Genomic DNA, 13,574 nt, shown 5'->3' on the forward strand with positions numbered 1-13,574 from the left:
AGTTAACGAAGCATGGAAAGGCAGACGATATAAGATAGAAAAATATAAGCAATACGAAAGTACTTTACTCTGGCTTCTTCCTAAAATAAAAATACCCGAACCGCCCTATGAGATACACTTCAAATTCGGATTTAGCAACTCCCTTTCTGATGGGGATAACTCGGTAAAACCGACTCAAGACATCTTAAGCAAGAAATACGGCTTCAACGACAAGCTTATAAGAAAGGCTATTGTTGAAACAGAGATAGTAAAGAAAGGAAAAGAATATATTGAGTTTGAGATACGGAGTGTAGAATAACTAATCCTGCCAATGATAACACGGGCAGGATTGAATTATATAGCGGATTAAGAATCCTACATCAATATCTTCTCACATATCCCGAAGGGTGAATAGTTAAGAATAAAGAAGTTGTATTATGTTTTTAGGGATGAGTATATAAAATATGGAATAAAAAAGTAGAAAACATAAGGTCATTACAATAGTGAAAGAAATAAAGAATTTTTTTTTTAGCAATAAATGTACTCTTCGTGTTATCATATGCAATCTCTGTTCCTATAAGAATATCTCCTAGTCTTCTCTGTAGATTTATTAAACACATTATAATTTCAACTGGCCAAATTATAACAAAAAAGTTTCTTAAAACTAATCTAAATGAAGATATCCCTCTGCCATTTAGATCTCTTACTTTCAGTTTAAGTATTCTTTTGCCAATACTTTGTCCAGTTGAAATAAAATGTCTTTACATAAAAATAAGGAATATATTATAGACAGTAATAGAATTCTAAATATCAAGTTGTTACCTAAACCTACTATAAATAATATGAATATGAGAGGTATATATATACCTATTATAACTGAACCATCCACTAATAGAGAAATTAATCTTTTTGAAAAAGTAACATCTTTTTTAATCATGACTTATATTCTTTTTTATAAAAAACTCCAGTAGCCGTAAATATTACGCAAAAAATTAAATATGTTATTGTTAACTCCAGGTCAGCAGAGATCATTCCGATAATAAAGCCGATAGCACATATTATCCCTGCCAAAAACAATGAATAAACTTGAATTTTACTTGTTATCATTTTCTTTCATTAGTTACTAAATGACGTCCTAATATTTTCCCAACCTCATTGATATCCAATTTGACTTCCACTCCAACGAAAAATGATGCTTTAAAACCAATGTCTGCCGCTTTAATCTCTGTTTTTTCTCAGACGTACCTGTCTATTCTCCGTTTCTATTGATTGGTTTTGTTTCGATATCTTCAATAGAAAAAGGTCCAATACCAACACTAATTTTTTCTTCATTAACCATTCCGTTTTCTGATCTTCTTTCTATCTCTATATCTGACATATTAAAGCTAAACACCTCAATACCGGCGCCAATACCCTGCTTAACAAACTCTTTATCAACCTTTTTTACCTCACCGATTTTTCCGGGATAAAATAGTTCTCCATTACTATACCCTGCTACATCTGTAGATATAAGATTTGCTTCTGCCCCCACATTAGAACTAACTATTTTCGCAGTACCTCCTGCTTGCAGACCAACCGTTACTCTTGCTTCAATAGCTTCATTCTTGATATCTTTAGCAATATTATAAAGCGTTCTAAGTATCCCTAATATTCCATCGTTCCCATTAGGATCAATGTATTTTAGAGGATTATTGTAGCAATACGCATACGGAGATATACTATAATACTTTTCTGCATGTGGATCGATACTTGTAAACCTTCCCACTGCGCTTTCATAATATCTTGCCGAATAATCATAGAGTACTATCCTAAGTACCTAAAAAGATAAGCGTGTAAACCATTGATTTACACGCTTATCCACTTCACAAAAGTGACCACGGCAGGATTCAAACCTGCAACCTTCTGATCCGTAGTCAGATGCTCTATTCAGTTGAGCTACGTAGCCGTTTTCCTTAAATGCGATGCAAAGGTAAAATAGTTTTGTTTATTATGCAAATATATTCTAAAGTATTTTCTCCTCAAAAGTGATTATTGAAGCCAAAAGCAAGCTATAATATTGTTTTAAAGATGCTTATAAATACAAAATAAAATACATAAAATGCTTCGCTCAGCATCTACGATAAGTAAATCTTAATATGCACTCTCAAACTGATCAAGAAAACGTTGATCATTCTCGGAGAACATACGAAGATCCTTAACTCTATATTTAAGATTTGTAATACGCTCCACTCCCATTCCGAGAGCATATCCCGTATATACTTTACTATCTATACCACAGTTTTCCAACACATTCGGGTCTACCATACCACATCCTAATATCTCTACCCAACCGGTGTGCTTACAGAATGGGCAGCCTTTTCCGCCACAAATATTACATGAAATATCCATCTCAGCACTAGGCTCTGTGAAAGGAAAATATGAAGGACGCAAACGTATCTTGGTATCTGCACCAAACAACTCTTTCGCAACGAATAACAAAGCTTGTTTTAGATCAGCAAAAGACACATTCTTGTCTATATACAATGCCTCAACCTGATGAAAGAAACAGTGCGCACGATACGAAATAGCTTCGTTACGATACACTCGGCCGGGACAAATAATGCGTATCGGTGGTTGCTGCTTCTCCATCACTCGGGTCTGGACAGAAGAAGTATGTGTACGCAATACAATTTCAGGGCTTCGTGCAATAAAGAACGTATCCTGCATATCACGAGCCGGATGATCTTCCGCAAAGTTAAGAGAAGAGAAAACATGCCAGTCATCCTCTATCTCAGGACCTTCGGCTATAGAAAAACCTAAACGGCGGAAAATATCACAAATTTCTTTTCTTACAATTGATAGCGGATGGCGAGTACCAAGCTCGATAGGCGCAGCAGTACGAGTAAGGTCGATTGCCTCATCCACAGTCTGAGAATTTTCTAAAGATTCTTTCAACTGATTTATTCGCTCCTGAGCCTTTTCTTTTAGTTCATTTAGTTTTATGCCTACCTCCCGTTTCTGTTCTGCAGCTACAGTGCGAAAATCGTTCATCAAAGCCGATACTTCACCTTTCTTACTAAGATACTTAATACGCAAAACCTCTATCTCATCTGCTTTAGAAGCTTTCAGTCCCTCAATCTCTGCCAACAGCTTATTTATTCTATCAATCATAAACTTCAATAATGAATTATACTTTTATAAGTTTTTCACTTTGGAATACAAAAATACACTTTTCTTTTTATTATCAATCATTTTAACACAGAAGCTACCCCAACTTTTCATCATCTTTACAAAACTAGATTTTCACAATCTCACGTATCCGTTAAATCCAAAAAGGTTATAATTTCTCGCAAAATCAGACAGAATACAAACAACACTATATCAAATACATAAACATCAAAAAGTAACAAAAGTAACAGCTATCCGTAATATTTTAAATTGTCACTTTAATTTATTTATAAACAATAACAAATCTCTTAATACTAGATAATTTAGCCTATAAGAAATAAAACAAATAGAAAATCTTGAATATTAAACTATATTTGTCATAATTAAACTACAGATCACAAAAATGAAGCTTATATACATTTTTATAATATCCATTCTTTTATTTGTCACACATAATCTGCATGCTCAGTCTGATATAGAGCGTATACAAAAACATCTGACTGCTATTACCAAAACAGAAGGATTTCGCAACTTTGAGGATACTGTAACACTCAACAAGGTGGCAGACTATATATTCACAGAATTTAGCCAATATGCAGATACAACATATTATCAAACGTACACTGTAGACAATATTAATTATAAGAATGTTATTTGTCGGTTTGGAACAAAACAACAAAAAGCGTTGGTAGTAATCGGTGCTCACTACGATGTTTGCGGAGAACAAGAAGGTGCTGACGATAATGCATCTGGTGTAACTGCTATACTGGAATTGACTCGGTTATTTAGTCGATCAAACTTAATACGCCCCATAGAACTAGTTGCATATACCCTCGAAGAACCACCCTTCTTTGGTACTCAATCTATGGGTAGCTATATCCATGCCAGTGAACTGAAAAAATCCAATACTCCCGTTTATGGGATGGTGGCCGTAGAAATGATCGGATTCTTCAATGACGCTGAAGATTCACAGAGTTATCCTTTTGCTCCGATGAAGCTTTTTTATGGCAATAAGGGTGACTTTATACTCTTAACGAAGAAAATAGGACATGGACAATTTGTAAAAGATTTCTCCAAACAATTTTACAATGCAAAAACGATTAAAACTAAAAGTCTGACAAGTCCCGGAATGATAAAAGGGGTAGATTTTTCAGATCATCGAAATTATTGGGCACTCGGTTTTGATGCTATGATGATTACCAATAGTGCATTCTATCGCAATCACAATTATCATAAATCGGGAGACAAAATGGATCGTTTGGATTTTAAACGAATGGCAGGAGTTATTGACGCCATTTACTATGCGATTATCAACATCGACAAACCTACATCTGTGAAAAAGAAAAAATAGTGGAGAATTTACCAGTGCATACATAGGAGACGAATATAAAGAGATCTGGAGACATCGATTAGAAGTCGTTCTGCGGACTCTTAATGATCTCTAAAAGGGAAGTACCAGTAAAAAAAAACAATCTGATATGATTATGATAAAATTTTGTAATTTGATATATTTCAATCTTTATAAATTAGGGTTATTAATAAATGAAATATCGGTCTATCCGATAAATCATTTCTTATTTAAAAACAATAAAAAAGGAGAAGAAGTCATTAAAGCAGTAAAAGAGGTCTCGGAAAATAAAAAGAATGGAATAAAGATAACTCTTGCTGGTATGCATTTTTATGCTCTAGTATATCTATTTATATTGGGTCCATAAATTCTGTTTTAATTTGTTTGCAAGAAGTTAATATTGCAATAAATATAAACGATGATAATTTACTCTTGCTGTTAGGTGTTCCTTCATATATTTTTGCTTATTTTCTGATAGACTACAAAGATAGATATTTAGATTATTTTAAATATTTTGAGAAGTTTACAACTAAAAAGAAATGGATATGGGCATTTATAAGCCTTCTAACAGTTATCTTTTTATGGTTTTGGGGATTCGGGAGCTTGATACTCAGATTGATTTTGAATAATAATTAAATAACCCATCATCCCTTCCAATTTGCAATCCAATGATTAAAATCCTTACAAACTAGTCATGCCGATGTTGTTATTAATTGTATTGACCATCCCAATAGAAAGAATTAGGATTCAGTTGCCGTAAATATACTCTAGCACGATTTCTGAAAGTCTAATTTTCTTTAATCAAAAGAATACCACTAAGAATAGTACTTATCGCATCAGCTTTTTTTACCACCATCAGGTGATCCCCACCCTCCACAGGAAATGCATTTCGTATATGTTCATAAGAGAAAATCTGATCTTCGGTTCCGTGTATATGATAGAGATGTTTACATTTATTTTCGGGCATCCAACCTAAAATTTGCTCAATAGCCCACTTAATATAAACAGGATCAACAAAGGTCATTACCTCAGCCAGCTCCAATGTTGGCACATTATAAACAAAACGGTTAAAAAGATCCGTTATAAGCTCTGTTGAAGCATACACGCGCATCGGAATGCGGTCTGCCACATTTGTTCTTTTAGCTGCACTTAATGCAGTGATGCGTCAAACTTTAAAGAGACCGGATTCGGTCTCTTTGCTTTTTTATATACTTACAACTATACAAACCTTAAAAAATTGACTAACAAAGCCTCCATTCAGAGATACTCAATTGCTATTTCTTAATCAAATTTTCCATCTCTTAGTAATAATCTAGACACCTTTTTCAGTACCTTTGCCTCAAATTAAATATAAGATAGATTAAGATATGGCCCATTCGTCATTATTAGAAAGACTTGATGCACTGAATATCCGCTTTGAAGAAATAGGCAAACTTATTACAGACCCTGCCGTAATTGCCGATATGAAAAGATACGTCAAACTGAATAAAGAATATCGCGATTTAGAGAAAATAGATATAGCACGTAGAGAATATAAACAACTACTAGCCACCATAGACGAAGCAAAAGATATCCTTGAAAACGAAAATGACTCTGAATTAAGAGAAATTGCAAAAGAGGAAATGGATGCTGCAAATGAACGTATGCCTAAGTTGGAAGAAGAAATAAAGTTTCTTTTGGTTCCGGCCGATCCTCAAGACAGCAAAAATGCAATCATGGAAATACGCGGAGGAACAGGTGGCGACGAAGCGGCTATTTTTGCGGGAGACCTTTATCGTATGTATCAGAAATACTGTGAAGTAAAAGGCTGGAAAACAGAGATTACAAGCGTTACCGAGGGAACTTCCGGGGGATTCAAAGAAATTATATTTACTGTAACTGGCGAAGGCGTATACGGCATTTTAAAATACGAATCGGGAGTGCATCGCGTTCAACGTGTCCCTGCAACCGAAACTCAAGGGCGAGTACATACCTCTGCTGCTACTGTTGCCGTATTACCCGAAGCAGAAGAGGTTGACGTGGAGATAAACCCTGCTGATGTTGAAATGCAGACAGCCCGTTCGAGTGGTGCGGGAGGACAGAATGTAAATAAGGTTGAAACCAAAGTACAGCTAACGCACAAGCCGTCAGGTCTGGTCGTTGTATGCCAGCAATCAAGATCTCAATTAGCAAATAGAGAGCTTGCTATGCAAATGTTGAGAACAAAGCTTTATGATATAGAGCTATCTAAATATATGGATGCAATCGCTTCGAAACGTAAGACAATGGTATCGACAGGTGACCGCTCGGCTAAGATTAGAACATACAATTATCCGCAAGGAAGAATGACTGATCACAGAATCAATCTAACCTTATATAACTTATCGGCAGTAATGGATGGAGAAATCCAGCCAATTATAGATCAATTGATAATTGCGGAAAATACCGAAAGGCTTAAAGAAAGCGAAATGTAAAAAATAAAAAGGGTTAGAAATAAGACAAAAGCGACTCTAATTTTGAAGATACAAATATGACAAAGCAAGAATTATTTGAGAATATTAAAAGAAAAAAATCTTTCCTCTGCGTGGGGTTAGATACCGATATAAATAAAATCCCTTCTTTTTTATTAGATGAAGAAGATCCTATCTATGCTTTCAACACAGCAATAATAGATGCGACTGCAAAATATTGTGTCGCTTACAAACCCAATGCTGCATTCTATGAAAGCCAAGGTGTAAAAGGGATCGTGGCTTTACACAAAACGATAGAATATATTCGCCTGAGATATCCTGATCAGTTTATTATACTAGACGCTAAACGAGGAGACATAGGCAATACATCGGAGATGTACGCCATGTCTGCATTCGAAGACCTGAAAGCCAGTGCTATCACCGTAGCTCCTTATATGGGAGAAGATAGCGTGAAGCCTTTTATTAAATATGCCAACAAATGGGTTATTCTATTAGCCCTTACGTCTAACAAGGGTTCTTATGATTTCCAGTTGACAGAAGACAAGAACGGCGAGCGTCTTTTCGAAAAGGTACTCAAAAAATCTCAGGAATGGGCAACTGACGAGCAATTGATGTATGTAGTGGGAGCTACACAAGGAGAAATGTTCGCTGATATTCGGAAGTATGCACCTAATCATTTCTTACTTGTTCCGGGTGTAGGTGCACAAGGAGGAAGCCTTGCCGATGTCGTAAAATATGGTATGAATTCGCAATGTGGATTACTCGTAAATTCTTCCCGTGCGATAATTTATGCAGACAATTCTGTAGATTTTGCTTTTGCCGCTACAGCCGAAGCGAAAAAAGTGCAAGAAGAAATGGCGACATATTTAGCAAAATTAATTTGATCATTTTATTTACGTCTATATATCAAAGCGTCTCTAATCTTTATCTCAAAGAAATAAATATAGTAATATATAGACATACAAATAATAGAACTCCGAAGTTGTTTACAGGAACGGCTTCGGAGTTTTTCTATTTAGATACTTAAGAGGCAATTGAACAGAAAAATAAGCCGACTAAAAAATTAACAAACTGAAACTAAAAAAAAATTATATTTTTTTATAAAAAAGATACAATTTTTCCATTCCTTTGTAGCAAATTTCAATAATGAAATTCAGAATAATTGAAGACTAACTCATATAATATTCATTTTAATATTTTCAGCACGTTAACCTAAACAGGCAGATAGATAAAATCGCCTTTAAAGGGGTAGATAACAATGAAATTTACCTTTATATTCTGTAAGAAATAATTAATAAATACTTAATATAATATTGTCTATCTCTTTTGGCTTAACATCTATTTTTGCCTCTGCAATTTGAGATAATTTAAATATAAAGCAAAATTTATGTTAAAGAAGTATTTATTTAAAATTTTCATGTTTCTTACTTTTATGTCCATTTCCTCGCAGAGCGTATGGGCACAAAGTACGCAAGTAAAAGGAACTGTATCCTCAGAAGGATTACCCTTAGTGGGTGTGAGTGTGTCTGTAAAAGGGACAACCATAGGTACAATTACAGACTTGGATGGGAAGTATACATTAGACGTTCCTAACAAACAGTCTATTATACGCTATTCATTCATTGGATATGAAACAGTGGAGCGTGTTGCTGATGCTGGAATTATTAACGTAACCCTTACTGAAAATGCCCAGTCGCTAGATCAGGTTGTAGTACTAGGTTATGGAAGCAATGCTCGCAAACAGGATTTATCTGCTGCGGTAGGTGTTATCAGTAATGCTGATGAATTAACCGTTCGTCCCGTAAGCTCTACCGAGAATATGCTTCAAGGTCAATTGGCCGGCGTAACCATTAGCTCAAATGGTGGAGACCCTACTTCTACTCCTAATATCGTAATTCGTGGACAAGGATCTCAAAACGGAGACAACGTACTTTGGGTAGTAGATGGCGTTCCGGGAATGCCTATCGCTTCAATGAATGACATTGAATCTATTGTTGTGCTTAAGGATGCTGCATCAGCTGCCATTTACGGAGCTCAATCGGGAGCAGGTGGAGTGGTTTTGGTTACCACAAAAAAAGCAAAAAAAGGCGAACCATCTCTTTCGTATGAAGGTATATTCGGTACACGTCAGGCTACTAATCTCCTTCAATCTTTAACGGCAGAACAGCAAATAGAAATGCGTAAAACCTCTTACAGTAATGCAGGTCTCACATTACCTATTGGTTGGGATATTAGCCGCAACCCATATGTAGGGACCACACGAACCGATTGGATGGATGAAATTTTCAGAACAGCCCCATATCAACGTCACAATGTAGCATTGAATGTAGGAACGGAAAGCTTTAAAAACCGTATATCATTTTCTTATGACAACGATCAGGGAACATTGATCAATACTTTCAACAAATCAATAAATTTCCGCTACAATGCAAGTATGAAGCTGAATAAGTGGGTAACAATTTCTGAAGATTTTGTTTGGAAAAATACACAAAGTCGAGGAATTGATACAGGAAGCGCTTATTCGGGAGCTATACTTTCTGCACTATATATGCCTCGTAGTGCTACAGTCTATAATCCTTTAGACGGATCTTATGGTGGAGTTACGACTGAAGACCCTGCTTATATTGCAAAATATGGTTCAAACTTTGCTGATATTCACGGAGACGCCATTAACCCTGTTCGCTTACTACTTGCTGATAATAATTACAACAAAACAAGCAATACATGGACAAATACAACTCTTGAAATTGCGAACATAATAGATGGACTAAAGTTTACCAGCCGCTTTTCATATAATTTGGCAAGTAATTACTATAAGAATTTCACACCTATCCGTGATGAAGTAGGTAAACCAAACATGTCAAATACCCTGAACGAATCTACTTATCGCTCGGATCAGTGGAAAACAGAAAACACACTAACTTATGACGGAATATTTGGCAAACATTCGGTAAGTGGACTCCTGTCTACTACTGCCGATCACTACGACCAACGTGGATTTAGTGTATCAGGAACTGGATTTGCCGACGAATCGGATTTCTTACAATATCTTGCTTTTGCAGGATCTACAACAGCTAAAGATTATCTGAATGGCCCCGATGCGAATGTCTCGCTTATATCACGGTTAGCTTATTCTTACGACGATAGATACTTTGTAACCGGATCGTGGCGTCGCGACTATGCCGGACGTTTACCAAAAGAAAACAATTACGGTGATTTTCCTGCAACAACACTGGCCTGGAAAATTTCGAGCGAAAAGTTCTTTAAGAAAACAGATCTTCTAAGCCTACTCAAGGTACGAGCATCATGGGGACGTGTAGGTAATATATCATCGGTAATTATGAATTACAAATCACTAATCCTCACAAAAGAGGAAAACACAGATAACAATTCAGGGCAATATGGAGTGACTGCTGGCGGCAAATGGGGTACAAGCGTATATAAAAATCTGGCTATTAATCCCGACCTAACATGGGAAACGTCTGAACAAACCGACTTTGGTTTAGATGTCAGTATGTTTAGAGATCGCTTAGCCCTATCACTCGATTATTTTGACAAAAGAACCTTCAACCTGATTCAAACTCAATCGATGGATTGGCCTACAACAATGGGGTTACAAGCGATGAAAGTCAATCAGGGAGAAGTGCGTAATAGAGGATTTGAAATACAGGCCAACTGGGCTGACCATATCAACAAAGATATGTCTTACTTCGTGTCAGGCAACTTCTCGACTTTGAGAAACTGGGTATCTGATATAGGTGTGAAAAATGCAGACGGAACACCGGGGGTATGGACAGATAATACTACATTCCGGAATCTTCCTTATTTGTATCAAACTGCGCAAGGACAGCCTTTGAATTCTTATTTCTTAATAAAGACAGACGGAATTTTCCAAAGCGATGCAGAAGCTGCAGCGTATGTAGATAAAGACGGAAAACGTATTCAACCAAATGCTGTAGCGGGAGACTTGAAGTTTGTAGACTATAATAATGATGGAGTAATCAACACTGCCGACCGTCAATATTGTGGAAGTGCAATACCTAAAACAACATTTGCTTTAACATTGGGCTTCACTTACAAGAAAGTATCATTGAGTGCTATGTTTCAGGGTGTAGGAGGTGCACAATCGTTATACGTAGGTAAATACATGACTTTGAGTGATGTTGAAGGCAACTTTAACCGCTCAAACGAAATATTGAATGCATGGAGTCCGACAAACACATCATCAAATATACCTCGTTTATCAAAATCAGACCCTAACGGTAACTTTGCTACTGCGTCAGATTGGTATTTGGAAGATGCTTCGTATGTGCGCTTCAAGAACTTGACTATTTCTTATGACTTGAGCAGCATACTACGCAAATCATCTCACCTTGCCCAACGCAACAGCAATATGTCTGTTTATGTGAGTGGAGAGAATTTGTATACATTCACCAACTACTCAGGAATGGACCCTGAAACAGGAGGATGGGATGCAATTAAATACCCGGTATCCAGAGTTCTATCTTTAGGAGTAAAACTTACATATTAAAATAATATTCAATACTAATTAAATAAACCGGCAGATCATTCTAATTACAGATTTGCATTAATAATCAACGTATATGGATAGCAAAAAAATTATAATTGCATTAGTCTTATTTGTTCTGGCTTTTAGTTCCTGTTCCGACTTTTTGGATGTTCAATCGGAAGGGAATCCTACTACCACTTCTTACTTTAAGAACGACCAGCAGGCTATAGATGCAATAACAGCTTTATATAAACCTCTTCACAGAGAAACATCATATGGTCGTGACCTGTTTTGGGAACAAGGCGCTGCATGCGACATCGTTTGGGGACGTACACGTGGTTTTCCTACACTGGCTACTTTTGCTTATACGGGAGACGAAAGCCCTTTGAACAATAACTTCACTCTATTTTATGAAAATATTGCTTATTCCAACTGGGTAATTCAGGAGCTATTGAAAAAACAAAAGAGTACAACCCTAAGCAGTATCGAAACACGAAGCCTGGGTGAAGCATATTTTATGCGTGGAATGTCTCACTTCGTTATGGCATACAGATATGGTACCAACGAACAGGGAGCACCATTTGTTCGCTACGAAGATTTTCCGAGCGGTTATGATAACTCTATCCCTCCGCAACAAGCATCTGTTGTAGACAACTACAAGTACATTATTGAGGATATGGACAAAGCAATCACTTATCTTCCAAAATTTGAGGCATACGCCGACGAAGACAAAGGTCGTGCACATCAGGCTGCTGCAGTGGCTTACAAAGCTAAGGTTTATGCTTATTGGGCAACATGGGACGAAACTCAATGGAAGAATGTAATAGATATGGTAAATTCGTTGGAAACAAATTACGGACGTGCACTAGCTCCTACATTCGCCGAAGTATTTTCTTCCGATTTTTCTAAATTCTGGAATAGTGAATATATCTGGTCTATTCCTTCGGATGGTGGAGCAAACGGTGGTGGCAGTGAGTTTCCCGGAGTTGTTCTCGAAAACAAAGGTTGGGGTATCTTTAATGGTTGGGGACAGAACAAACCATCATACGATATTTACGAAGAAATGTTGAAAGATGGAGTAGGAAACGATCGTCTGAAACGTTCTATCCTTGAATACAATCAGGAGTTCGAGTTCTGGGGTACAACTCGCAAATTCTACTCAACATCAGATATAGAAGCCGGGTTTATGATCAATAAATACATGGATCCGTTCAAATATGCAAATGCGTCTGAAGCCGGTTATGTGAATACAAGTGGAGACTGGCCTACTGCCCGTATCAATTTTCCACTTATCCGCTTTGCCGAAATGCTTCTATTCCGTGCCGAGGCTTATCTGATGACCAATCAGGCGGATAAAGCCAAAAAGGATATTGATGCGGTACGTCAAAGATCAAATCTTGCCCTTCTCGATCATACACCAACAATGGCTGATTTGTATCATGAGCGTCGTTGTGAGCTGGCCTTTGAATTCACAGACCACCTATTCGATTTGAAACGCTGGAATCGCTCTTCAAATGCCACTATTAAGGCTTTAGCTAACAAAGAGTTGAATTCTCATCCACGTGTACGTAAATATGCTAATCGCGCGAACCCTGAATCAACATTTGAAATCGCAGACTATCAAGATTATAAGATAAAGAATCCATATCAGGATTATATGATGGTATTTCCTTATCCGGCAGTTCAAGTTACCAAATCGAATGGTAAGCTGACACAGAATAAAGGATATCAATGATCTTTTTGAACAAGAGCAATATTATCGATTGACATTTATTAGATATTATCGAAAAACAAGCTCTTCAATAATTTAACAAGCAAGACAATACGAGAAAATAATATTTTCGACTATTGTCTTGTTTTATTTTAAATCCGAAACTCAATTCGGAAACACCTCTACTCTACCCTACCCAACGACCTTATAGGAACTTCACAAGACTCGGCAAAATCTTTATAAAATCTTTATGCCGCATCTATTTTCTTTACAAAATCCTTACAACTTTCACTATAGCTTTGTATCGTACTTAAAAAGAATATAAAATATGGAAATAACTTATATCATCGGAGCAATTATAGCTATCCTCATTCTAGGATATCTCATTTATGTATTAATAAAACCCGAAAAATTTTAATGATAATTGAT

At 36.5% G+C, this 13,574-nt stretch carries 10 protein-coding genes and 1 tRNA gene; 6 read left to right on the plus strand and 5 right to left on the minus strand.

All coding sequences use genetic code 11. The features are described 5' to 3' along the window. Positions 1-422: 422 nt before the first annotated feature. From PKC55_RS18230 to pheS, 4 genes are all read right to left on the minus strand, one after another. On the minus strand, positions 423-731 hold the full coding sequence (locus PKC55_RS18230) for an RDD family protein (RefSeq protein ID WP_414647292.1): 309 nt from the start codon (positions 729-731) through the stop codon (positions 423-425). Positions 732-1,228: 497 nt separating this feature from the next. Further along, on the minus strand, positions 1,229-1,786 hold the full coding sequence (locus tag PKC55_RS16320) for an RHS repeat-associated core domain-containing protein (RefSeq protein WP_291126624.1): 558 nt from the start codon (positions 1,784-1,786) through the stop codon (positions 1,229-1,231). Positions 1,787-1,850: 64 nt separating this feature from the next. Then, positions 1,851-1,924, minus strand: a tRNA-Arg gene (locus PKC55_RS16325). Between the two features lie 185 nt (positions 1,925-2,109). Then, complete coding sequence (pheS, locus tag PKC55_RS16330) at positions 2,110-3,129, minus strand: phenylalanine--tRNA ligase subunit alpha (protein WP_291029851.1); 1,020 nt, start codon at positions 3,127-3,129, stop codon at positions 2,110-2,112. Positions 3,130-3,529: 400 nt separating this feature from the next. Here pheS and PKC55_RS16335 point away from each other — a divergent pair, with 400 nt between their 5' ends. Continuing rightward, the gene (locus tag PKC55_RS16335; RefSeq protein ID WP_291029853.1) at positions 3,530-4,477 is read left to right on the plus strand and encodes a M28 family peptidase; all 948 of its coding nucleotides are present in this window, start codon (positions 3,530-3,532) and stop codon (positions 4,475-4,477) included. 784 nt (positions 4,478-5,261) lie between these two features. Here PKC55_RS16335 and PKC55_RS16340 read toward each other — a convergent pair. Then, positions 5,262-5,603, minus strand: a complete 342-nt coding sequence (locus PKC55_RS16340; protein WP_324373579.1) for a hypothetical protein — start codon at positions 5,601-5,603, stop codon at positions 5,262-5,264. 238 nt (positions 5,604-5,841) lie between these two features. Here PKC55_RS16340 and prfA point away from each other — a divergent pair, with 238 nt between their 5' ends. From prfA to kdpF, 5 genes are all read left to right on the plus strand, one after another. Continuing rightward, positions 5,842-6,927: a peptide chain release factor 1 gene (prfA, locus tag PKC55_RS16345; protein WP_135107300.1), complete on the plus strand. Its 1,086-nt coding sequence runs from the start codon at positions 5,842-5,844 to the stop codon at positions 6,925-6,927. A 56-nt stretch (positions 6,928-6,983) separates the two neighbouring features. After that, positions 6,984-7,808, plus strand: coding sequence for an orotidine-5'-phosphate decarboxylase (gene pyrF / locus PKC55_RS16350; protein WP_135107302.1), 825 nt, complete (start codon positions 6,984-6,986; stop codon positions 7,806-7,808). A 503-nt stretch (positions 7,809-8,311) separates the two neighbouring features. Beyond that, the gene (locus PKC55_RS16355; protein WP_414647306.1) at positions 8,312-11,455 is read left to right on the plus strand and encodes a SusC/RagA family TonB-linked outer membrane protein; all 3,144 of its coding nucleotides are present in this window, start codon (positions 8,312-8,314) and stop codon (positions 11,453-11,455) included. A gap of 73 nt (positions 11,456-11,528) precedes the next feature. After that, on the plus strand, positions 11,529-13,169 hold the full coding sequence (locus tag PKC55_RS16360) for a RagB/SusD family nutrient uptake outer membrane protein (protein WP_291128391.1): 1,641 nt from the start codon (positions 11,529-11,531) through the stop codon (positions 13,167-13,169). 304 nt (positions 13,170-13,473) lie between these two features. Further along, the gene (gene kdpF / locus PKC55_RS16365) at positions 13,474-13,563 is read left to right on the plus strand and encodes a K(+)-transporting ATPase subunit F (RefSeq protein WP_006844131.1); all 90 of its coding nucleotides are present in this window, start codon (positions 13,474-13,476) and stop codon (positions 13,561-13,563) included. Positions 13,564-13,574: the final 11 nt, after the last annotated feature.

Source organism: Dysgonomonas sp. (assembly GCF_035323175.1).
Taxonomy (GTDB): Bacteria; Bacteroidota; Bacteroidia; order Bacteroidales; family Dysgonomonadaceae; genus Dysgonomonas.

Bases quoted from the DNA above. Each gene is read 5' to 3' on its own strand.
- pheS (WP_291029851.1), bottom strand. From the start codon at position 3,129: ATGATTGATAGAATAAATAAGCTGTTGGCAGAGATTGAGGGACTGAAA.
- PKC55_RS16335 (WP_291029853.1), top strand. From the start codon at position 3,530: ATGAAGCTTATATACATTTTTATAATATCCATTCTTTTATTTGTCACA.
- prfA (WP_135107300.1), top strand. From the start codon at position 5,842: ATGGCCCATTCGTCATTATTAGAAAGACTTGATGCACTGAATATCCGC.
- pyrF (WP_135107302.1), top strand. From the start codon at position 6,984: ATGACAAAGCAAGAATTATTTGAGAATATTAAAAGAAAAAAATCTTTC.
- PKC55_RS16355 (WP_414647306.1), top strand. From the start codon at position 8,312: ATGTTAAAGAAGTATTTATTTAAAATTTTCATGTTTCTTACTTTTATG.
- PKC55_RS16360 (WP_291128391.1), top strand. From the start codon at position 11,529: ATGGATAGCAAAAAAATTATAATTGCATTAGTCTTATTTGTTCTGGCT.
- kdpF (WP_006844131.1), top strand. From the start codon at position 13,474: ATGGAAATAACTTATATCATCGGAGCAATTATAGCTATCCTCATTCTA.